This window comes from Bradyrhizobium sp. Ec3.3 (assembly GCF_000472925.1).
Classification (GTDB): domain Bacteria; phylum Pseudomonadota; class Alphaproteobacteria; order Rhizobiales; family Xanthobacteraceae; genus Bradyrhizobium.
In genome coordinates this window covers 104,858-125,028 of sequence record NZ_AXAS01000024.1, presented here as the reverse complement: position 1 = coordinate 125,028, position 20,171 = coordinate 104,858, and the positions used below count along the sequence as shown (strand labels likewise).

The following is a 20,171-nucleotide window of genomic DNA, read 5'->3' as shown; positions in this document are numbered from 1 at the left end:
TTATCGGATGGTTTGGGGCCCCTGGTCAGGCAAGGCGATATCGATGACGCGGAGTTGCACACGCTCGGCGCCCTGGTAGCGGTCGAGCGACAGCGCGCCCGCGACGTGCAGCTGCTGGCCGCGATTGGCGAGAAGCGCATTGCCGAGCTTCTGGCCGATGGAGCGGAACGCGATGCCGTTGACGATCGCGCCATCGCCCGACTTGAAGCGCAGTCGCAAATGCGCTTGCCCGACCTCGTCGGCATAGACGAGCTGATGCGCCGGCAGCGCCAGCACCGGCTCCGGATTGCCGCTGCCGAAGGGGCCGGCACGATTGAGCGTGTTGGCGAGCTCCGGCGTCACCGCGCGCGCGGACACTGCACCGTCGATAAAGAGCTCGTTGACGTGGCGCGCTTCCGCAACCTCGCGCGCGAGCGCGCTTTCGAGGTAGGCGCGGAATTCGGCTAGCTTCTCCTTGCGAAGCGTGACGCCGGCAGCCATGGCATGCCCGCCGCCCTTCAGCAAAATACCGTCGGCAACGGCCTGCCGTACCGCCTTGCCGAGATCGACGCCGGCGATCGAGCGGCCCGAGCCGGTGCCGATGCCGCCGGGCTCGAGTGCGATGGCAAACGCGGGCCGCGAAAACTTCTCCTTCAGCCGGGAGGCGACGAGGCCGACCACGCCGGGATGCCAGCCTTCGGACGCCGTGACGATCACGCCGAGCTTGTCCTCGAGCCCGATCGAGGCGAGCGCCTCGGCTTCGGCCTGGGCTTCCGCCGCCTGCTCGATGATGCGGCGCTCGCTGTTCAGGCGGTCGAGCTCAGCCGCGATCCGTGCGGCCTCGACGCCGTCGCCTTCCAGCAGCAGCCGCACGCCGAGATCGGCGCGGCCGATGCGCCCGCCCGCATTGATGCGCGGCCCCAGCATGAAGCCGAGATGCCAGGCCTCCGGCGGGCCGTTGAGCCGCGCGATGTCCATCAGCGCGGTGTGGCCGACATGGTCGCGCCGCCGCATCGCGATCAGCCCTTTGGCGACGAAGGCGCGGTTGAGGCCGATGAGCGGCGCCACGTCGGCGACCGTGCCGAGCGCGACGTGATGCAGCATGCCCAGGAGATCGGGCTCGGGCATCTCGGACGTCCAGAAGCCGCGCTGGCGCAGCTCGCGATTGACCGCAACCAGCGTGACCAGCACCAGCCCCACGGCGGCAAGATGGCCGAGGCCGGAGAGATCGTCGAGCCGGTTCGGATTGACCAGCGCGTCGACCGCCGGCAGCTCGGCGCCGGCCTGATGGTGATCGATCACCACCACGGACATGCCGAGCCGTTTTGCCTCGGCGAGCGGCTCGATGCTGGTGGTGCCGCAATCGACGGTCACGAGCAGCGTCGCGCCCTTCGCAGCAAGCGCCCGCACCGCTTCCGTGTTCGGGCCGTAGCCTTCGAAAATGCGGTCGGGAATGTGGATCAGGGGATCGAGCCCGCAATGGCGCAGATGCCAGGCGAGCAGCGCGGCCGAGGTCGCGCCGTCGACGTCGTAGTCGCCGAAGATCGCGACCTTCTCGCCCTTCGCAGCGGCCTCCGCGATGCGTTTGGCGGCGGCCTCCATCTCCGTCACCGTGAACGGGTCCGGCAGCAATTTGCGGATGGTCGGATCGAGGAAGTCATTGACCGCGTCGATGTCGACACCGCGCCCGGCCAGCACCCGCGCCAGAAGCTCCGGAAGCTGATGGCGCTGGACGATGGCGAGCGCCCTTGCCGCCCCGCGCGCGTCCAGCCGGTCACGCCAGAGCTTGTCGGTGAGCGAGCGCGCGACGCCGAGGAACGCCTGGGGCAACTCGACGGGCAAGGCGGTGGCGGGCAGCGTCATGATTCGAGGGCTTCGATGGGTTCAGATCAGGCCGGTGGCCTCGGGCAGTCAGGATTCCGCCGGGAAACTCGAGCCATTTGCAATGTCCGGGCCGAACAAAGCAGTGGATTGCCGAAACCGTAAGCGATCTGACTATCATTTGAGCAGTCGCGCCGGCAGCAAATTAAGTGGGCGTTAGGCGGAATCCTCGAAAAAGGCTCGTATTCGATCTGTAATTTTTAGTTCCGGGTCATTGCAGGTCAGACTTCATTGCAAGGGAATTCCCTCGATGTCTGCTGCGCTGGCCATGAAGACCAAGCCGCTTCCCACCGGAACCAATCCTGAACCCGCCGACGACAATTCCGACATCTCCGCGCTGATCAACCGGCTGACGGCTGAGGTCAATCAGATCGCGGTCGACAAGACCAAGGCGATCCAGCAGATCACCAACCAGATGAAGATGCTGGCGCTGAACGCGCTGATCGAGAGCTCGCGCGCCGGCGCGCAGGGCGCGGGCTTCGCCGTGGTGGCGCAGGAGGTGCGCGGCGTCGGCCAGCAGGTCGAGACCATCGCGCGCGAGCTCGAGACACAACTGACGAAGCGCAACGGCGACCTCGTCTCCTCGATCGAGCGCATGAGCCAGCGCTCGCGCGGCGAGCGCATGATGGATCTGTCGCTCAATGCCATCGAGCTGATCGATCGCAACCTCTATGAACGCACCTGCGACGTGCGCTGGTGGGCGACCGACTCGGCCGTTGTCGACTGCGCGGCATCCCCGAGCGCAGCGGCAGTTTCACACGTCTCGCAGCGTCTCGGCGTCATCCTCGGCGCCTACACCGTTTATCTCGACCTCTGGCTCTGCGACCTCGACGGCAACGTGATCGCCAATGGCCGGGCCGACCGCTTTCGCGTAGTCGGGCAGAACGTCGCCAATACAAGATGGTTTCGCGAGGCGCGCACCTTGCGTTCCGGCGACGATTATGTCGCCGGCGATGTCGAGAACCAGCCGCTGCTCGGCAATGCGCAGGTCGCAACCTATTGCGCGAGCGTGCGCACGGGCGGCGAGGTCAACGGCGCGCCGATCGGCGTGCTCGCCATCCATTTCGACTGGGAGTCGCAGGCCCGCGCCATCGTGCAGGGCGTGCGCGTCGGCGACAGCGACAAGGCGCGCGTGCTGCTGGTCGACTCGAACCTTCGTGTCATCGCCGCCTCCGACGGCCAGGGTATTTTGTCAGAGCGCGTCTCGCTCTCGATGAATGGCCAGCGCTCCGGTTTCTATCACGACCGCACCGGCGCCCTCGTCGCCTTCCACGCCACGCCAGGCTACGAGACCTACCGGGGCTTGGGCTGGTACGGCGTGATCATCTGCGGGGCTTGATCAGCCGAAACGGAATGGCCAACGCTCGGTCGTTCGCCGGCCCGAACAAAAATCGCGAAAACAACCCCATGCAAAGTAGCCGGAAGTAGCGGCCGGAGGCCAACGCATTTCGGACCCCCCTTTGACACGTCGGGCAAATCAGGGGCAATAGTCGATCATCGCGCAGATCACGGCAAGCGGCGGACAGCTTTGCACCCGGGATTTGAATCGCCTCCCCGCAACCGACTGTCTATGGTCTGCTGATGTCGCGTCTCGTGTGTCTGTCGATTGCCATCGTTCTGTCGCTACTGCCGGCCGCCGTGACGGCTGCGCCAAGTCACAAGCGGCCGGCGCCCATCTGGCACGGCTACGGCTTCCTGCCGGGCTATCATCAGCCGCCGAGCAACAGCCTTCCGCTTTATGCCCAGAAAGCCGCGGTGCGGCGCATGGCGCGCAGCAACCGACGCCCATGGTACATTGACCCGGTCCCCAGCTATTACGGGTTTGACGGCAACTGGCACTATTTCGGCCGGCCCGGTTTTTATGGTGGCCGCTACAACAACGGCAGCTTTGGCCCGTGCTGGACGCGGACACCGATCGGACCGATCTGGAATTGCGGCTGACTGCGCATTGCGCTCCGGGAAGTCGGCTGACACGTGGAAGGTGCCCATCGAGATTATCTCCGGGTTCGTCTCAGCGGCGTAGGATCGATTGATCAACCCCCGCGTTCGCTAAATTTGGACAACAGCGCAATCATAGCTGCGGTCCGGATAAGCCCGGTTCGCGTTCAGCTCGGAAAACATTGCTATAAAGGTTTGCTATCCATTGCCGACCGCTCGAGGTGATATTGAGATAGCGTATGGCGCTCTGAATTTGCGGGGCGACATTGTTCCAATAGAACTGCGGGTACTTATAAACGACGTCGGCAGGCGTTTCGTAACCGAGCTTCTTGTTCAGCCCGATTTCCTCAAACTCATGGAACAGTGCATTTGCCTTTCTGAGATAGTTGGGATCGCCAAGTTGACCGATAAGATCCGCAGCGCGCAGCAACATTCCTTCCTCTTCGATCAGTTCGTCGTTTGAGGAATCCGTATAGGGAAAGCGCGTAAATTCTATCGCTCGGGCAATTCGGCTCGCATCGACGTCTTCGACACCGTCGAGACGCTCAACAACGAACAACTTCGAGCGGTCCACATGATAGGGTGCGAGGGAGGCGTCCGATGCCCCTCGTGGGAGGCGAATTGTACGGCCGGTCACATCGGCGACGTAGGAGTCTTCGTTGTCTCCTTGAACGATCCCGCGCACGAACCCAATATCGTGCATGAGACAAGCCAGGATGAAATTCGCGTAGTCTACGGCTGTCGTCGGCCGCAACAACATCCGTCCCATCAGGATGTCGTGCCCCGCAAGAGTGACAAGCATAGTGTGTTCTATGTCGTGATACAGAGCGTCGCTGTTGCCAACGCATTCCAATGTAAGTCTCGCAGCAAACGGAAGGACTTCGGTCAGGCCTGCATGCGAAGAACCAAACCGATCTCGAGTATCGGACGTAAGAAATGACGATAACGTATGCGCTAACAGTTCTGGAATCGTGATCACCTGAACACCCGTTCAGAGGGTGAGCTCAACAGAATGGTTGACCTCGTCGACCCAAGATCGTGCCGAGACTTTTGCTCGGAAAGTTGACCTAGATCAAAGGTCAGCCCAGCTATCAAGCTCGCCGTTTGAGCTCGTGCGGGAAGTGCGGTTCGGCGGATGGCCGCCTTGCCAGCGCGTTGACCACTCCGCTCGATGGTTCACGATGCTTGCAGATCGTCATTGGCGACCGCCCAGCCGCCCTCCGATATGAATTGCCGGACCTGCCGGACGGTCAGCACACCGCGCCGAAGGGCTCGGCTCGAACTTAGGAGGACAACCAAGCCCATCGCCATCAACAGCACGCCCAGCAAGGTCGCCGTCCACCCCAACCCGTCCTCGCCCGCCTCGGCGGCAGGAACTGCAACGGCCGGAGCCGTCGGGGGGACAACCGCGTCGCCGTCGGCCGGCATGGCGGCCAAGAGCATCTCCACGTCGACCTGGCCCCCCTTGGGATCGAGCGGCGTCAGTCGATCGGCCGGGAGCCTGGCTATACCGGGTTCGGACGGCGCGAGCGCCGGGGCCTCCGTAGCGACAACGGGACTGGCATCGGCCACCTTGAGCTCGGGCGCGGACGGGGCATGGCGGTTGGCGTCCGTCGGCGCCGAGGGGAGCAGCTCCGCACGCGCATCCACAGCCACCTTTCCGCTGCGCGGGGCGGCCTCGCTTTTCTTCGAAGGGGCGGCATGTTTCGCGGCCTGATGGCGAACCGACTTCTTCCCGATCAGGGTGCCCTCCGCGGCCTGAAACCAGCATTTGCGGCGGCCGTCGAAGCGATAGACCCAATGCTGGCCCTCAGCGGACGACTTGCCGGGCTGCGACGCACAATCCGAGTTGGATGGAGCTGGCGGCGAGGCTTCCACCGGATCGGCTTGGCCCAATAAGCCAGAGAAGGGATTCGATAATGCAGGTGACGTCGACAGACCTGCGAGAAGGAGAAAAGCAGCGGAGCAAAACACTCGCAAATGACCGGACATGAAAACCCCCGGTGTTGCGCCCCACCCGGCACGACTTTTGGCTCCAACCTAGGTCGCAATGCGACTCAAATCGGGCAACGCGGAGGCTTCATTCCGCCCGTGCTGGACACGGACACCGTTCGGACCGATCTGGAATTGCGGCCAACGCGCCCGGCAAGTCAGGAGCAACAGTGGATCTTTGCGCCGTTCACCCCGCCGATGAATGGATGACGACACCGTACTGTTGGGCAATCGTCGCAACGGTCCGGATAGCCGGCGTCTGTCCGCTGCGCTTTCCCAACTCGTCGAAGGCACTGAACATGCGATCGAGGCCGGCGCCCGGCATCGCGAGCACCAGGAGGTGCGCGGTATCGGCGCCCACGTTGCGATAGCCGTGGCGCCGGTGGCGGGGAGCAAAAAGAAACGCCCCGGCGCCGAGACGCAGCGGATCGGTTGCACCTTCGATGTCGACGAGCAGTTCGCCGCTCAGTACATAAAAGGCTTCGTCCTCGCGGGTGTGCGTGTGCGGCGGTGCGCCGCGGCCCGGCGGCACGATGGACTCCCAGATGGAGAACTGCTGGCCGGTATCGCTCGCCATCGCCTTGTAGCTGTGGGTCACACCGAGCACGTCGAGCGTGGGTCCGGTCCCCGGCGCCCGGAAGAGCGGGCTCAATTGCGAAACATCGCGGCTTGCATCGCGGGTCATGACGGTTCCCTCCATATGTCGGGTTGCGATGCGTTGTCGTTTAGCGTGAGTGAACCCCATTGACGCAGTAACGTTCCGCACCCGAGTGATGCCTGCCGTGGCCGCGCGATGTCGGAACCGGCCTCGTCGCCCGGTCGAACGCCACTTGTCGCACCTTCCGCACTTCCCAAATGAGTGGGGTAGCCGCACCGCTTGTTTTCGCGGAAAGCGCGAGGCTCGTCCCAGGTTCTCCGGCGCGGAGACCAGCATGCCCTCACCGGCACCCGCAAACGAAACCCAGAGGCTGGCTGCCCTGCACGCGCTCGACATTGTCGATAGCGCGCCGGAAACCGCTTACGACGAAATCACCGAGCTTGCGGCGCAACTCTGCGGCTGCCCGGTCTCCTATATCAGTTTCATCGACGACGACCGGCGCTGGCTCAAGGCAAGATATGGCTTGCCGGCCGAAGTGACCGACGCACCACGTTCGACCGCCGTGTGCACGACGACGATTTGCGGTACCGAGCTGCTCGTCATTCCAGACCTGAAACAGGATCCACGCTTCGAGAACAGCCCGATGGTCGCGCTGACGCCGTCCTGCCGCTTCTATTGCGGCATGCCGCTCATTACCGATGAAGGCTATGCGCTCGGGACGCTTTGCGTGATGGATTTCGAGCCGCGGCAGCTTTCCTTCGACCAGACCGAGGCCCTGCGAATGCTGTCGCATCAGGTGCTCGCGCAACTGGAGCTCCGCCGCAAGCTGATCGCGTACGGCCAGACGATCAGGGAGCTCGAGCAGGCGCGAGGCGAGACCGCTGTCGAGAGAGCGCGCGCCGAAGAGCTGCTGCGCAACGTCTTGCCGGCGCCGATCGCCGACGAGTTGAAGCGCAGCGGCAGGGTTGCGCCCAAATATACGCGGTCGGCGACCATCCTGTTTGCAGACATCCAGGGCTTTACGCTGCTGGCCGAACGGACCGAGCCGGCCAGGCTCATCAACCTCCTCGACGAGTATTTCTCGGCACTCGACGAAATCGGCGCTCGGTACGGTCTGGAGAAGGTCAAGACCATGGGCGACGCCTACATGGCAGTGGCTGGCGTGCTTTCGCCCGACCGACGGCACTCGATAGACGTTTGTCTGGCGGCCCTGGAGATGCGAGCCCGGCTCGATCACCTGAAGACGCAATGCGAAGCGATTGGCGAACATGCGCTGCAATTACGCATCGGCATCCATACCGGGCCAGTTATTTCCGGCGTTGTCGGTCACCGCAGGATGACCTTCGATATCTGGGGCGATGCGGTCAACACCGCATGGTTCATGGAGGCGTTCGGGCTCGCAGGACGTATCAACGTCTCGGAAACTGTGGCCGGACATGTCCGTGAATTCTTCGAACTGGAGACGCGCGGCCCGATCGAAGCCAAGCACGAACGCACGCACGAAATGTTCTTTCTCAATGGCCTGAAGAAGGAGTACTGCCGCGGCGGGGACCGCCATTTTCCGAATGACCGGTTTCTTGCCGTGTATCACCGTATCGGCGGTTCACGGCTGGCCGCGGAGCGCTGAGAGCGCGCGCGTAGGCTTCACGTTCGGGGAAGCTGTTCGACTTCGGCCTGCTCAGCGAAAGCCGGCGATCATCGTCGCTGGCGCAGAGGTTCATCCTCGTGCCTTCAGCCCCGCTTGAAGCGCGTTGCGCTTTCCTTGCCCTCGGGGAGACTTCCGGCTCGCAATCAAGCGCAACAGTCGGCGATGCAATATCTGTGGATCATAGGGCGGAGGCAGCGGTCCATTCTCGCAAAGCGACGTTGCCACATCGGCTGCGCGTTTGGGCGTACCGGTCAGGATCAGCGTAAGGTCGGGCCTGTTGTTTCGGATCCAATTGGCGATACCGAAGCCATCACCGGCCAGCTCGACATTGCTCACAACGATTTCAGGAGTGAACGTATCATCCTCGATGAACAAAATCGCTTCATCCGCCGATTTGGCTTCCAGCACGCGATAGCCACATCCGCGCAGGAACTCGGCGAGCGGCATCCGCATCAGCACGTCACCTTCGGCGAGCAAGATGGTCCGCGTCTTCGTGTCCGGTCGTACGTCCATGCCGGCTAACCGGTGCAGCGCTGGAGCGTTCCTAGCCGTTCAGCAGCGATTTGACCCCTCTGATCACGCGGCCGAAATCCCATGGCTTGGCGAAGAATTCATCGCAGAGAGCATCTTCCGGAGGTCGTTCCGAAGACGTAAGGGCGATCTTGAGATGGGGATGCGTGGTTCTGACAGCTTTCGCCAAACCGACACCGTCCATCGAACCCGGCATCCGAACATCGCTCAGCAACAGCGCCACGGTTATCCCTGACCGCAGGATTTCCAGGGCCTCGTCCGCATCGCTGCATTCGATGACGACCAGCTCCGCGCCCCGCAGTACATCCGCGATCATTGCGCGAACCAGGACGTCGTCGTCCACCACAAGCACCGGGCGCTTCATGAAGCTGTCTGCGACCGGTTCCAGCCTCCCGCCTGTGTTCACTTTCTCACCTGCCTCAATGGGTTCGCATGAGCTAAATCGATCCCGACGACGAAGGTTCCGAGGCGCATCGGTAACTCCCTCGTGCAATAGCCATAGAATGGTCGAGTCGCCTTTAACTGGGTTAAGCGCAGCGTCTGCGACTCCTGGGTCAACCGCAGGGCGGCCTCTGTCGGATCGATGTCATGGCTTATGGTGATCTCTGCTTTTGGCTAACCACTCCAGCAACTCCAGCGCTGTATCGATTTGCTCAAGCTGACGCTCGGTTTCCTGGCGTGAAACGTCCGACGAGCCACTCTCGAGCTGCTTGAGCAGCTGTCGCCTTCGAGCAAGCAGATTTGTCACGGCAGACATGATCGGCAACCAGAGCCGACCTCCGACGTTCCTACGCGCGCCTGACAGCACTCCAGCCTGTTGGTGATGCCGCCCAAACCGGTGGCGACGAACTCCAAGTTGCCGGCGGCTCCGAAGTCAGCCTCTTGAGCGGACACGCTCGGCCGGCCGCACGCAAGCAAAGTTCAGCTACTGTTCGGAATGTGGGAGATCGTCGAAGACCTCGACCAGGCGGAAGCGCTCGCACATCAGCATCATGTCCTCGCTGAATCGTCCGAGCCGTCCGAAATAAGCGCGATGGGCACTCCCCCAATAGGCCAGGCTCCGATCGCCCTCGCCTTCATCGTAGGCAAAGGCGGCGTCGACTTCGTTGAAGCGCCGATACGTGACCTCGGTGGTTTCGATGGCACAGCGCGGTTCTCCGCGTCCGTCGAGGACGACCCAGCGCTCGCCAGGCGTCGAGGTGTTCGGCTCGTCTTCCGTGCTGCACGTTGCGGTCTTGATGCCTTTGATGACCAGTTCGAGCAATTCATCGGCGAGCGCGGGACTGTCGCCGAAGGCGAACGTCCGCAGATGCTGATAGCATTCGGGAACCGTTTTGCTCATGGTTTTCCGACTTCTTCAGGGAGTGCCGATGCTACACGAACCTGCTCCAACGGTAAGGAATGACACTTGCCTGGTACGATCGCACCTGATTTAAGCGCAATCCGACCACAACCTGATAGAGAATGCGGGATTTGGCAAATGCCGTATGGTCAGTGATCTGGACACCGCGCCCAGGCTTCGTTTCGGGCTAGTTGCGCCCCTCTATCGAGGACGAGATGCTGCTCATTGGGGTAAACCGATCGCCCTTCACGCGGCGCGTCGCAATAACGCTCAAGATCTATGAGGTGCCGTTCGAGCAGCGGCCTCTTTCAGGCTTCGGCGATCGGGACAAGGTACTCGCAAGCAACCCGCTCGGCCGGATCCCCGCGCTTGTGCTCGACGATGGTGAGACGCTGGTCGACAGCAACGCCATCATCGACCATCTGGACGAAATGTATGGTCGCCATCGCGCCTTGACGCCTGCCGCCGGCCGGGACCGCCGCGCCGTGCAAAAGGTTGCCGCGCTCATGATGGGGGCGTGCGAGAAAGGCCTTCAGGCCGCCTACGAGCGCAATCATCGTCCGCCGGAAAAGCTGCACCAGCCCTGGATCGACGATTGCATGGCGCAGATGACGAATGCGCTAGCTACGATCGATGCAATGATCGAGCAGGGCTCGCCCTATTTGCTGCTCGGCCGTCTCACCCAGGCCGATGTCACCGCTTTCGTCGCGGAACGGCTCGCAAGGGGACTCGGCATCGACACGGCTGCGCGGATGCCACGCCTGCGCGAACTAGCGAAGCGTTTAGCCGACGAGGACACGTTCCGCTCGACCGAGCCTTGAAAGCGACGCATCACTCTCGGGGGGGCCACCAGAGTTTGTAAGCGCCCTGCCCTAGCACCCCAGCCGATCGGCAATCCCGCCAAAATCCTTCGCGACGATGTCCCAGTCGCCCGTGGCTTCGAAGTCGATCTTCTGAAGCGGACCATATTCGGTCGGGCGAGCGACGAAGGCGGTCTTCAAGCCGTGGCTCTGTGCGGCCTTCAGGTCGTAATTGTGGGCGGCGACCATCATCACCTCCTCCGGCTTGAGGCCGAGGAGGCGCGCGGCGCCGAGATAGGTCTCGGGATCGGGCTTGTAGTGCTCGAACAGCTCGGCCGACATCACGAGGTCCCACGGGAGCCTCGCGAACTTCGCCATGTTGGTGAGCAGCGCGACGTTGCCGTTCGACAGCGGCGAGATCACGAATTTGGCTTTCAGCCGCGTCAGGCCCGCGACGCTGTCGGGCCAGGGGTGCAGGCGATGCCAGCCCTTGGTGAGGTAATCGAGATCGGCTTCGTTAAGGCCCTTGATCGCGAACTTCTCGACCAGCTTCTCCAGCGAGCGGCGGTGCAAATCGTCGAGGATGACATAGCCGCGCTCGGGGTGTTTGCGCACGTCGTCCATCGAGGCGATGTACATCCCGCGCCAGCCGTCGACCAGCGCGGTCCAGTCGGCGGCGATGCCGCGGCGCTTCGCCCACCACATGAAGTCGGTGATCAGGCTGGTGCGCCAGTCGACGACCGTGCCGAAGACGTCGAAGACAAGGGCTTTGACGGCGGACAGATCGGACATGTGCGCTTCCTCTTATTTTTATCGTTGTCTTCTTATCGTTGTCATTCCGGGGCGATGCGCAGCATCGAACCCGGAATCTAGAAGTTGTGGCGCGAGATTCCGGGTTCTCGCTTCGCGAGCCCCGGAATGACAGAGAGCCTCAGCCCAGGTAGAACTTCTCCAACTGCCGGTGCTCGGCCTTGATGTAGCGCACGGTGCCGGTGACCGAGCGCATCACGACCGTTTCGGTCTCGATCACGCCGTCCTTGCGGAACTTGACGCCCGAGAGCAGCGAGCCGGTGGTGACGCCGGTGGCCGCGAACAGGCAGTCGCCGCGCGCCATGTCCTCGATACCGTAGATCATCTTGGGATCGTTGACGCCCATCTTGGCGGCGCGCTCGCGCTTCTCGTCGGAGTCGAGAATGAGCCGGCACTGCATCTGGCCGCCGATGCAGCGCAGCGCCACCGCCGCGAGCACGCCTTCCGGCGCGCCGCCCGTGCCGAGATACATGTCGACGCCGGTGTTGTCGGGGTCGGCGCAGTGGATCACGCCGGCGACGTCGCCGTCGGTGATGAGGCGCACGGCCGCGCCGGTCGAACGCACGCTCTGAATGATGTCGGCGTGGCGCGGACGGTCGAGTACGAGAACGGTGATGCCTTCCGGCTTGACCCCCTTGGCCTTGGCGAGACGCCGGACGTTATCGGCGGGCGAGGCATCGAGCTCGACCACGCCCTTGTCGTAGCCGGGGCCGATCGCGAGCTTCTGCATGTAGACGTCCGGGGCGTGCAGCAGCGTGCCGCCGTCGGCCATCGCCATGGTGGCGATCGAACCCGGCATGTTCTTGGCGCACAGCGTGGTGCCTTCGAGCGGGTCGACCGCGATGTCGACCTGGGGGCCGGCCTTGAGGCCGACCTGCTCGCCGATATAGAGCATCGGCGCCTCGTCGCGCTCGCCCTCGCCGATCACGATGGTGCCCTGGATCGGCAGCTTGTTGAGCTCGCGCCGCATGGCGTCGACGGCGGCCTGGTCGGCCGCCTTCTCCTGCCCATGCCCGCGCAGTCGCGCCGACGACACCGCCGCCCGTTCCGTCACCCGCACGATCTCCAGCGTGAGAATGCGCTCGAGCAGCATCTGCGGGGGGACTGAAATATGGGTCGACATTGGCTCACTCCTTCAAAACAGCTCTCAGCGGATGTCCGCCGCATCAATTCGCAACGTCTCGGTTCGGTTCGAACCGCTCTTCCGGATCATGCTCTAGTTCTTCTCGATCCGGATCACCTGCGGCCGTCCGCTGATCACCTTGTCGTGCTGAACGGCGGCAAGCGCGCGGCGCACGGCGTCCTCGTGGGTCGCATAAGTGATCAGGATGACAGGCACGGGTACAGCCTTGCCTGATGTCTGCGGCGCGGCCCCGTTGGGGTGGCGCTGCACGATGGATTCGATCGAAATCTTCTGCTCGGCGAGCCTCGTGGCGATCGCGGCCGCGGTACCCGGAAAATCGCGCGCCAAAAGGCGGATGTAGTAGCCGCCCTCGTGCCGCTCCATCGGTGCCTTGCTGGTGTCGTGCAATTGCGCGACCGGCCGGCCGAACGGATTGGCGCGAATGCCACGCGCAACATCGGCGATGTCTGCGACAACGGCTGATGCGGTCGCAGCACCGCCCGCGCCGGGGCCGACCAGCGTGATCGGCGGAATACCTTCGCCATCGATCGTGACCGCATTGGTGACACCCATCACCTGCGCAATCGAGGACGACTTTGGAACCATGGTCGGATGCACGCGCTGCTCGATGCCCTTGGCGGTGCGCACGGCAACGCCGAGCAGCTTGACGCGGTAGCCGAGATCGGCGGCCGCGCGAAGATCTTCCGGAGCGATCGAGGAGATGCCTTCGACATACACGGCCTTTTGAGCAACTTTCGTGCCGAAGGCGAGGCTCGCCAGGATCGCGAGCTTCTGCGCGGTGTCGTGGCCGTCGACGTCGAAGGACGGATTGGCCTCGGCATAGCCGAGCCGCTGCGCATCCTTCAGGCATTCGGCAAAAGACAGGCCCTCCTGCTCCATCCGGGTCAGGATGTAATTGCAGGTACCGTTGAGGATGCCGTAGACGCGGTTGATGCCGGTTCCGGCGAGACCTTCGCGTAACGTTTTAATGACGGGAATCGCGGCACCGACGGCTGCCTCGAAATTCAGCGCGCCGCCGTGCTTTTCGGCGGCTTTCGCCAGCTTGATGCCGTGCTTGGCGAGCAGCGCCTTGTTGGCGGTGACGACCGACTTGCCGGCGCTCAGCGCAGCCTCGACCGCGGAGAGCGCGGGGTCGCCTGCCCCGCCCATCAGTTCGACGAAGCAGTCGATGTCCGGGTGCGAGGCGAGCGCGAGCGGATCCTTGGCCCATTCAACGCCGCGCAGGTCGATGCCGCGCTTCTTCGCCTTGGAGCGCGCGGTGACGGCGACAACGCGAATGCCCCGGCCGCTGCGGCCCGCGAGCACACGGGCCTGGGTTTCAATCAAGCGGATAACTTCGGCGCCCACAGTGCCGAGCCCCGCGATACCCACTTTCAGGGGTGCGACCATAATGCTTCGAAAACCTGCCGGAAGGAATTAACGCCGATTGGCGAGCGGAACGACGTTGTGCAACGTTTCGATGCCGCTTTCAAGGAAGCGGCGCACGCCACGTGCGGCCTGCCTGATCCGTTGCTCGTTTTCCACCATGGCGATGCGGACATATCCTTCACCATGCTCGCCGAAGCCGACGCCGGGCGAGACCACCACGCCGGATTTCTCGACCATCAGGGTCGCGAACTCCATGCTGCCGACGCTGCGGAAGGCTTCGGGCAGCGGCGCCCATGCGAACATCGAGGCATCCGGCGGCGGGATCTCCCAGCCGGCGCGGCCGAACGACTCCACCAGCGCGTCGCGGCGCTTGCGATAGGTGTCGCGCATCTCCTTGATGCAATCGTCGGGGCCGTTCAGCGCCGCGGTCGCGGCGACCTGGACCGGCGTGAACGCGCCGTAATCGAGATAGGACTTCACGCGGGCGAGAGCTGCGATGACGCGCTCATTGCCGACCGCAAAGCCCATGCGCCAGCCGGCCATCGAATACGTCTTCGACATCGAGGTGAACTCGACGGTGACGTCCATCGCGCCGGGCACCTGGAGCACGGAGGGTGGCGGGTTGTTCTCGTCGAAATAGACCTCGGCATAAGCAAGATCCGACAGGATCAGGATCTCGTGCTTCTTCGCGAAGGCGACGAGGTCCTTGTAGAAGTCGAGGCTCGCGACATAGGCCGTCGGATTCGAGGGATAGCAGACGACGAGCGCGAGCGGTTTCGGGATCGAATGAACGATCGCCCGCTCGACCGCCTCGAAGAACTGCGGCGTCGGCTCCGACGGCACCGAGCGAATCACGCCGCCCGCCATCAAAAAGCCGAAGGCGTGAATCGGATAGCTCGGATTGGGACAGAGGATGACGTCACCCGGCGCGGTGATCGCCTGCGCCACGTTGGCAAAGCCTTCCTTCGAGCCGAGCGTCGCGACGATCTGGGTGTCCGGGTTGAGCTTCACACCGAAGCGGCGGGCGTAATAGCCCGCCTGCGCCTTGCGCAAGCCGGGGATGCCGCGCGAAGCGGAGTAGCGGTCAGTGCGCGGCTTGCCGAGGGTCTCCTTGAGCTTCTCCAGCACGTGCGGCGGGGCCGGCAGGTCCGGATTGCCCATACCGAGGTCGATGATGTCGGCGCCGGCGTTCCGCGCGGCCGCCTTGGCCCGGTTGACCTGTTCGAACACGTAAGGCGGCAGACGGCGGATACGGTAAAATTCTTCCATGGGTTCCAGGCTCCGAGCACCGGCCAGGGCAGAATCGGGCGGCCTCGACAATTCAATCGAGATGATGCCGGATCCCGCCTGAAAATCACTCCAAATCAAGCGCTTAGAGCAAAATTCTTAAGGCGGGGGCTGAACTCCCTCACCCTGACTTTCGGCTGAATGACGATCTTTTAGCACGGACCAGCGGGCACGCCAGCGATTACCTCGCGCGCGGTTACTTGGATCAGGGCTATTTGCCGCTCGCATCCTTGGCCGCCGCCGTGGCCTGGCGGTCGCGCGCGGCGGCCAGTTCGGCTTCGATCTTGGCGCGCTGATCCGGCGGAATCACCGCCTCGTCGCGCGCCGGCGGCAGATCATGCACGGGCAGATAGCCACCCGCCTCCTTCGGATGCGGCTGCGTGTCAGCCGGCATCAAATCGGCGATCTGGCTTGAGCAGCCGCCGAGCGTAAACGCAATAATGAGCAGCGCGCACGGCGCAAGCCGCCTCGTTTGTCGGTCCCTCAACGCCAACACCAGGGAATCCCCTACTCGTCCCAACAGCACGGCCGATGGAGCTTACCCAACAGCGTGCCTCAGCTCAAACCATTGCTGCCCTCAATGGCGTGAGCCGACCACATCCAAGACGCTTACTAAACAAGACCCCTGCGCCGTTGGTGAACCCTGATTGTGACAGAACCAAGAACTATATCGCAGTGCAGCACATGTTCGCGGGCGATTAACCGTAGATGGTACGAGCTTCGCGGTGACGAACGCGCAATGAATCGTTACTGTTCTTGCCATGAGTATCGTCACGACCGACACGACCACATCCGAGAAGAAGTTCGATTCGGAAGCCTTCGCGATGAACGTCGCGCGGGCCATGGAAAGCGGAGGCAAGGCGCTCGCCGCTTACCTGAAGCCGCGCGAGACCGGCGAGGTCCAGGACCGGCCGCCGCCCGAGCTCACCGAGATGGTCAAGACCTTCACCGCGGTCGCGGAATATTGGCTGTCGGACAATGCGCGCTCCTCGGAGCTCCAGACGCGGCTCGCCAAGGATTATCTCGACCTCTGGGGCTCGGCGGCCCGCCGCATGGCCGGCGAGGACGCGCCGCCCGCGATCGCGCCCTCGCCACGTGACAAGCGCTTCGCCGATCCCGAATGGAAATCGAACCAGTTCTTCGATTTCATGATGCAGCTCTATCTGCTCACCACCAAGCGCGCGCAGGAGCTGGTGAACGACGCGCAAGGGCTCGATCCGCACACCCGCCGCAAGGCGGAGTTTTACGTGCAGCAGGTCACCAACGCGCTGTCGCCGTCGAATTTCGTGCTGACCAATCCGGAGGTGCTCCGCCAGACAGTCGCAAGCTCCGGCGACAATCTGGCCAAGGGCCTGCAAATGCTGGCCGAGGACATCGCGGCCGGCAAGGGCATGCTGAAGATCCGCCAATCCAATCCGGACAATCTCGAGCTCGGCGTCAACATGGCGACGACGCCCGGCAAGGTGATCTACCAGAACGAGATGATGCAGCTCATCCAGTATGAGCCGACCACCGAGAAGGTGCTGCGCACGCCGCTCCTGATCGTGCCGCCCTGGATCAACAAGTTCTACATTCTCGATCTCAAGCCGGACAAATCCTACATCAAATGGTGCGTCGACCAGGGCATCACCGTGTTCGTGATCTCCTGGGTCAACCCGGACAAGCGGCTCGGCAACAAGAGCTGGGAAGACTACATGAAGGAAGGCCCGCTCACGGCGATGGACGTGATCGAGCAGGCGACCGGCGAGATGAAGGTGCACACCGCCGGCTATTGCGTCGGCGGCACGATGCTCGCGACCACGCTGGCCTGGCTTGCCGAGAAGCGCCGCCAGCGCGTCGCTTCGGCGACGTTCTTCGCCGCGCAGGTCGACTTCACCCATGCCGGCGATCTCCTCGTGTTCGTCGACGAGGAGCAGATCTCGGCACTCGAGCACGACATGAAGGCCGCCGGCGTGCTCGAAGGCTCCAAGATGGCGATGGCCTTCAACATGCTGCGCTCCAACGACCTGATCTGGTCCTATGTCGTCAGCAACTATCTGAAGGGCCAGCAGCCGAGCGCGTTCGACCTCTTGCACTGGAATTCGGACGCAACCCGCATGACGGCGGCGAACCATTCCTATTACTTGCGCAACTGCTACCTGGAGAACCGGCTGTCGACAGGCAGCCTGGTGCTCGACAACACGCTGCTCGATCTCTCCAAGGTCAAGGTGCCCGTCTACAATCTCGCCACTCGCGAGGACCACATCGCGCCGGCCGAATCCGTGCTCTACGGCTCGCAGTTCTTCGGCGGTCCGGTGAAATACGTGCTGTCGGGCTCGGGCCACATTGCAGGCGTCGTCAACCCGCCGGCCTCGAACAAGTACCAGTACTGGACCAACGACAACATCAGGGACGTCAACGTTACGCAGTGGATGAAGGGCGCAGAGGAGCACAAGGGCTCGTGGTGGCCGGACTGGCGCGAATGGCTGGGCGGGCTCGACCCCGAGGAGGTCCCGGCGCGCACCGTTGGCAGCGCGGCGGTGCCGCCGATCGAGGACGCACCCGGCAGCTACGTCCGCGTTCGCGCGTAGCGGAATCTCCCGCGCTTTTGTATAAGCTCCCTCTTCAGCACGGTGAATAAAGTGGGGATCGGACTATGACGCGCGAATTGTTCTGGCTGACTTTGACGGTGATCCTGACCGGCATCCTCTGGATCCCCTACATCATCAACCGCTGCCAGGTCCGCGGCCTCTCGGGCGCGATGGCCAACCCGTCGCGTAACGACAAGCCGCACGCCGAATGGGCGAACCGGCTGATGTTCGCGCATGACAATGCGGTCGAGAACCTCGTGATCTTCGCGCCGCTGGTGCTGATCCTGAATGCGATCGACTATTCCAGCAAATGGACTGTGCTCGCCTGCGCCGTCTATTTCTGGGCCCGCGTCGCGCACCTGATCGTCTACGCGCTCGGCCTGCCGGTGTTCCGCACCCTCGCCTTCACCGTCGGCTTCCTCGCCCAGGCCGTGCTGGCGCTGGCGATCTTCCAGGTGCTCTGACGCTCTCTTCCTCGTCATTGCGAGGAGCGAAGCGACGAAGCAATCCAGACCGCTTCCGCGGGGACATTTCTGGATTGCTTCGCTTCGCTCGCAATGACGGAGAAACCCTCGGCTAGTCCTCCGGCAATCCCAGCATCAGCCGCAGGTTCTGCACGGCGGCGCCCGAGGCGCCCTTGCCGAGATTGTCCAGGCGCGCGACCAGCACCGCCTGGTGATACTTGTCGCTGGCGAAGACGTAGAGCTCGATCATGTTGGTTTCGTTGAGCGCCTCCGGCTCGAGCCGGCCGCCCTTGGTCGCCTCGTTCTGGAGCGGCATCACCGAGACGTACTTTGAACCGACGTAGCGCTTGGCGAGTGCAGCTTGCAGATCGGCGCCGCCTGGCTTGCCCGGCAGCGTGTCGAGCTGGAGCGGCACCGAGACCAGCATGCCCTGCCGGTAGTTGCCGACGGATGGAATGAAGATCGGCCGCCGCGTAAGGTTCGAATAGAGCTGCATCTCCGGCAGATGCTTGTGCTCGAAGCCGAGGCCGTAGAGCTCGAAGGACGGCGCGCTGCCGTCTTCAAAGCTCGCGATCATCGACTTGCCGCCGCCGGAATAGCCGCTCACCGCGTTGACGGTGACGGGATAGTCCTGCGGCAAGAGGCCGGCATCGACGATCGGCCGCAGCAGCGCGATCGCGCCGGTGGGATAGCAGCCGGGATTGGAGACTTTTTTCGCCGCTTTGATCTTGCCGGCCTGATCGGGCGTCAGCTCGGGAAAGCCGTAGGCCCAGTCGGGCGCGACGCGGTACGCGGTCGAAGCGTCCAGCACTTTCGGCGCCGCGGCACCCATGCTGTCGACGAGTGCGACCGTCTCCTTGGCGGCGTCGTCGGGCAGGCAGAGGATGACGAGGTCGACCTCCTCCATCAGCGCCTTCTTGGCCGCGGGATCCTTGCGCTTGTCGTCGGCGATCGTCTTCACCGCGACATCACCTTGCAGCTTGAGCCGCTCGTTGATGCCAAGACCGGTCGTGCCGGAGCCGCCGTCGACGAAGACGACCGGCTTCTTGGTTGCAGCGCCGACGTCAGGGGCTTGTTTGGTCTCAGCGAGGCTCATGTCGCGCTCCTTTCGAGCTTGTTCGTGTCATCTGCAACGGCTTGATCAGCGAAGATTTGCGGCCGCGTCTGCCGCATCAATCGTGAAATTGCTTTCGCGTCGGCATCGCCATTGTCGAGCGCGATGACGACCGCAGCAAAGTCGGCTTCGGACTTGTGCTGGTTGAGCTTGAAGCTGCCTTCGACCTCTTCAACCGTCATGACCAGCCCCACGATCGCCCTCTTCATCGTCTCGAACCGACCCGCCGTCATCTTCGCCGAGGTCCAGGGCTTCTTCGGCAGCAGCCAGTCCTCGAACTTGGCGCTGAGCGTGTCGATCTGGACGCTGAGCTCCGCGTCCGACAAGACGCGCACCGGCCCGGTCAGATGGACCGACTGATAGAGCCAGGTCGGCACCTGGTCCGGCGAGACGTACCAGTCCGGCGATACATAGGCATCCGGACCATTGATCGCGAGCAGCCAGGACGTCGATCCGTCCCCGAGCTTTACCAGCGGATTGTGACGGGCAACATGGAAGGCGACCTGCGGCGTGCCGTCGGCGGCGTAGCTCACATAGAACGGCAGTTGCGACGCGATCGGCCTGGTGCCGTCCCACGCGCAGAAGGTGCCGAAGCCGCGCTCGTCCGCAAGCTTGAGGCTCGCGGCGCGGTCCTGCTTGAAAAAGGGCGGTGTGTACATCGTGGTCTCCTGCTGGGGCTCCTTGTGGGGGCCGCCGGATCAGATC

General features: G+C 63.4%; 20 protein-coding genes. 6 read left to right on the top strand and 14 right to left on the bottom strand.

The features are described 5' to 3' along the window. A complete protein-coding gene (gene recJ, locus YUU_RS0123640; RefSeq protein WP_027524633.1) occupies positions 1–1,842 on the bottom strand; it encodes a single-stranded-DNA-specific exonuclease RecJ in 1,842 nt (613 codons plus the stop codon). 268 nt (positions 1,843–2,110) lie between these two features. Here recJ and YUU_RS0123635 point away from each other — a divergent pair, with 268 nt between their 5' ends. Continuing rightward, positions 2,111–3,199: a methyl-accepting chemotaxis protein gene (locus tag YUU_RS0123635; RefSeq protein WP_027524632.1), complete on the top strand. Its 1,089-nt coding sequence runs from the start codon at positions 2,111–2,113 to the stop codon at positions 3,197–3,199. A 242-nt stretch (positions 3,200–3,441) separates the two neighbouring features. Then, positions 3,442–3,801, top strand: a complete 360-nt coding sequence (locus YUU_RS0123630) for a hypothetical protein (protein WP_027524631.1) — start codon at positions 3,442–3,444, stop codon at positions 3,799–3,801. 130 nt (positions 3,802–3,931) lie between these two features. Here YUU_RS0123630 and YUU_RS0123625 read toward each other — a convergent pair whose 3' ends face one another. From YUU_RS0123625 to YUU_RS60330, 3 genes are all read right to left on the bottom strand, one after another. Next, positions 3,932–4,777, bottom strand: coding sequence for a hypothetical protein (locus YUU_RS0123625; protein WP_027524630.1), 846 nt, complete (start codon positions 4,775–4,777; stop codon positions 3,932–3,934). A gap of 197 nt (positions 4,778–4,974) precedes the next feature. Then, positions 4,975–5,790 (bottom strand): hypothetical protein, encoded by an 816-nt coding sequence (locus tag YUU_RS51495; RefSeq protein WP_156944465.1) that lies wholly within the window; start codon positions 5,788–5,790, stop codon positions 4,975–4,977. A 187-nt stretch (positions 5,791–5,977) separates the two neighbouring features. Continuing rightward, positions 5,978–6,475, bottom strand: coding sequence for a cupin domain-containing protein (locus tag YUU_RS60330; RefSeq protein ID WP_198031813.1), 498 nt, complete (start codon positions 6,473–6,475; stop codon positions 5,978–5,980). Between the two features lie 247 nt (positions 6,476–6,722). Between YUU_RS60330 and YUU_RS55200 the strand changes: the two genes are divergently transcribed. Further along, positions 6,723–8,015, top strand: coding sequence for an adenylate/guanylate cyclase domain-containing protein (locus YUU_RS55200; protein WP_051389856.1), 1,293 nt, complete (start codon positions 6,723–6,725; stop codon positions 8,013–8,015). 90 nt (positions 8,016–8,105) lie between these two features. Here the strand turns inward: YUU_RS55200 and YUU_RS51480 are convergent, their stop codons facing one another. The 3 genes from YUU_RS51480 to YUU_RS0123595 all read right to left on the bottom strand — a co-directional run bounded on the left by YUU_RS51480 (position 8,106) and on the right by YUU_RS0123595 (position 9,909). Continuing rightward, on the bottom strand, positions 8,106–8,513 hold the full coding sequence (locus YUU_RS51480) for a response regulator (RefSeq protein ID WP_198031812.1): 408 nt from the start codon (positions 8,511–8,513) through the stop codon (positions 8,106–8,108). A 67-nt stretch (positions 8,514–8,580) separates the two neighbouring features. After that, entirely contained in the window at positions 8,581–8,931 is a 351-nt protein-coding gene (locus tag YUU_RS51475) for a response regulator (protein ID WP_035663139.1), read from the bottom strand. A gap of 561 nt (positions 8,932–9,492) precedes the next feature. Beyond that, positions 9,493–9,909 carry an ASCH domain-containing protein gene (locus tag YUU_RS0123595; protein ID WP_027524629.1) on the bottom strand — a complete coding sequence of 139 codons (417 nt, stop codon included), beginning with the start codon at positions 9,907–9,909 and terminating at the stop codon, positions 9,493–9,495. Between the two features lie 215 nt (positions 9,910–10,124). On the opposite strand from YUU_RS0123595, the gene YUU_RS51470 reads away from it, so the two are divergent. Further along, complete coding sequence (locus YUU_RS51470) at positions 10,125–10,730, top strand: glutathione S-transferase family protein (protein ID WP_156944464.1); 606 nt, start codon at positions 10,125–10,127, stop codon at positions 10,728–10,730. A gap of 51 nt (positions 10,731–10,781) precedes the next feature. Here the strand turns inward: YUU_RS51470 and YUU_RS0123585 are convergent, their stop codons facing one another. From YUU_RS0123585 to YUU_RS0123565, 5 genes are all read right to left on the bottom strand, one after another. Beyond that, positions 10,782–11,501 (bottom strand): haloacid dehalogenase type II, encoded by a 720-nt coding sequence (locus tag YUU_RS0123585; protein WP_027524628.1) that lies wholly within the window; start codon positions 11,499–11,501, stop codon positions 10,782–10,784. 139 nt (positions 11,502–11,640) lie between these two features. Next, a complete protein-coding gene (glpX, locus tag YUU_RS0123580) occupies positions 11,641–12,642 on the bottom strand; it encodes a class II fructose-bisphosphatase (RefSeq protein WP_027524627.1) in 1,002 nt (333 codons plus the stop codon). Between the two features lie 93 nt (positions 12,643–12,735). Then, positions 12,736–14,052 (bottom strand): homoserine dehydrogenase, encoded by a 1,317-nt coding sequence (locus tag YUU_RS0123575; protein WP_027524626.1) that lies wholly within the window; start codon positions 14,050–14,052, stop codon positions 12,736–12,738. A 27-nt stretch (positions 14,053–14,079) separates the two neighbouring features. After that, the gene (locus tag YUU_RS0123570) at positions 14,080–15,300 is read right to left on the bottom strand and encodes an LL-diaminopimelate aminotransferase (protein ID WP_027524625.1); all 1,221 of its coding nucleotides are present in this window, start codon (positions 15,298–15,300) and stop codon (positions 14,080–14,082) included. A gap of 229 nt (positions 15,301–15,529) precedes the next feature. Beyond that, positions 15,530–15,814: a hypothetical protein gene (locus YUU_RS0123565; RefSeq protein WP_027524624.1), complete on the bottom strand. Its 285-nt coding sequence runs from the start codon at positions 15,812–15,814 to the stop codon at positions 15,530–15,532. Positions 15,815–16,079: 265 nt separating this feature from the next. On the opposite strand from YUU_RS0123565, the gene YUU_RS0123560 reads away from it, so the two are divergent. Together YUU_RS0123560 and YUU_RS0123555 are read left to right on the top strand one after the other, a co-directional pair. Then, the gene (locus YUU_RS0123560; RefSeq protein WP_027524623.1) at positions 16,080–17,888 is read left to right on the top strand and encodes an alpha/beta hydrolase; all 1,809 of its coding nucleotides are present in this window, start codon (positions 16,080–16,082) and stop codon (positions 17,886–17,888) included. Positions 17,889–17,953: 65 nt separating this feature from the next. Continuing rightward, positions 17,954–18,352 carry an MAPEG family protein gene (locus YUU_RS0123555; protein WP_027524622.1) on the top strand — a complete coding sequence of 133 codons (399 nt, stop codon included), beginning with the start codon at positions 17,954–17,956 and terminating at the stop codon, positions 18,350–18,352. A 112-nt stretch (positions 18,353–18,464) separates the two neighbouring features. Here the strand turns inward: YUU_RS0123555 and argC are convergent, their stop codons facing one another. Together argC and YUU_RS0123545 are read right to left on the bottom strand one after the other, a co-directional pair. Further along, on the bottom strand, positions 18,465–19,448 hold the full coding sequence (argC, locus tag YUU_RS0123550) for an N-acetyl-gamma-glutamyl-phosphate reductase (protein ID WP_027524621.1): 984 nt from the start codon (positions 19,446–19,448) through the stop codon (positions 18,465–18,467). Further along, the gene (locus YUU_RS0123545; RefSeq protein ID WP_027524620.1) at positions 19,445–20,125 is read right to left on the bottom strand and encodes an FMN-binding negative transcriptional regulator; all 681 of its coding nucleotides are present in this window, start codon (positions 20,123–20,125) and stop codon (positions 19,445–19,447) included. The genes argC and YUU_RS0123545 overlap by 4 nt, the downstream gene beginning before the upstream one ends. Positions 20,126–20,171 lie beyond the last annotated feature (46 nt).

Bases quoted from the DNA above. Each gene is read 5' to 3' on its own strand.
- recJ (WP_027524633.1), bottom strand. From the start codon at position 1,842: ATGACGCTGCCCGCCACCGCCTTGCCCGTCGAGTTGCCCCAGGCGTTC.
- YUU_RS0123635 (WP_027524632.1), top strand. From the start codon at position 2,111: ATGTCTGCTGCGCTGGCCATGAAGACCAAGCCGCTTCCCACCGGAACC.
- YUU_RS0123630 (WP_027524631.1), top strand. From the start codon at position 3,442: ATGTCGCGTCTCGTGTGTCTGTCGATTGCCATCGTTCTGTCGCTACTG.
- YUU_RS51495 (WP_156944465.1), bottom strand. From the start codon at position 5,790: ATGTCCGGTCATTTGCGAGTGTTTTGCTCCGCTGCTTTTCTCCTTCTC.
- YUU_RS60330 (WP_198031813.1), bottom strand. From the start codon at position 6,475: ATGACCCGCGATGCAAGCCGCGATGTTTCGCAATTGAGCCCGCTCTTC.
- YUU_RS55200 (WP_051389856.1), top strand. From the start codon at position 6,723: ATGCCCTCACCGGCACCCGCAAACGAAACCCAGAGGCTGGCTGCCCTG.
- YUU_RS51475 (WP_035663139.1), bottom strand. From the start codon at position 8,931: ATGAAGCGCCCGGTGCTTGTGGTGGACGACGACGTCCTGGTTCGCGCA.
- YUU_RS0123595 (WP_027524629.1), bottom strand. From the start codon at position 9,909: ATGAGCAAAACGGTTCCCGAATGCTATCAGCATCTGCGGACGTTCGCC.
- YUU_RS51470 (WP_156944464.1), top strand. From the start codon at position 10,125: ATGCTGCTCATTGGGGTAAACCGATCGCCCTTCACGCGGCGCGTCGCA.
- YUU_RS0123585 (WP_027524628.1), bottom strand. From the start codon at position 11,501: ATGTCCGATCTGTCCGCCGTCAAAGCCCTTGTCTTCGACGTCTTCGGC.
- glpX (WP_027524627.1), bottom strand. From the start codon at position 12,642: ATGTCGACCCATATTTCAGTCCCCCCGCAGATGCTGCTCGAGCGCATT.
- YUU_RS0123575 (WP_027524626.1), bottom strand. From the start codon at position 14,052: ATGGTCGCACCCCTGAAAGTGGGTATCGCGGGGCTCGGCACTGTGGGC.
- YUU_RS0123570 (WP_027524625.1), bottom strand. From the start codon at position 15,300: ATGGAAGAATTTTACCGTATCCGCCGTCTGCCGCCTTACGTGTTCGAA.
- YUU_RS0123560 (WP_027524623.1), top strand. From the start codon at position 16,080: ATGAGTATCGTCACGACCGACACGACCACATCCGAGAAGAAGTTCGAT.
- YUU_RS0123555 (WP_027524622.1), top strand. From the start codon at position 17,954: ATGACGCGCGAATTGTTCTGGCTGACTTTGACGGTGATCCTGACCGGC.
- argC (WP_027524621.1), bottom strand. From the start codon at position 19,448: ATGAGCCTCGCTGAGACCAAACAAGCCCCTGACGTCGGCGCTGCAACC.
- YUU_RS0123545 (WP_027524620.1), bottom strand. From the start codon at position 20,125: ATGTACACACCGCCCTTTTTCAAGCAGGACCGCGCCGCGAGCCTCAAG.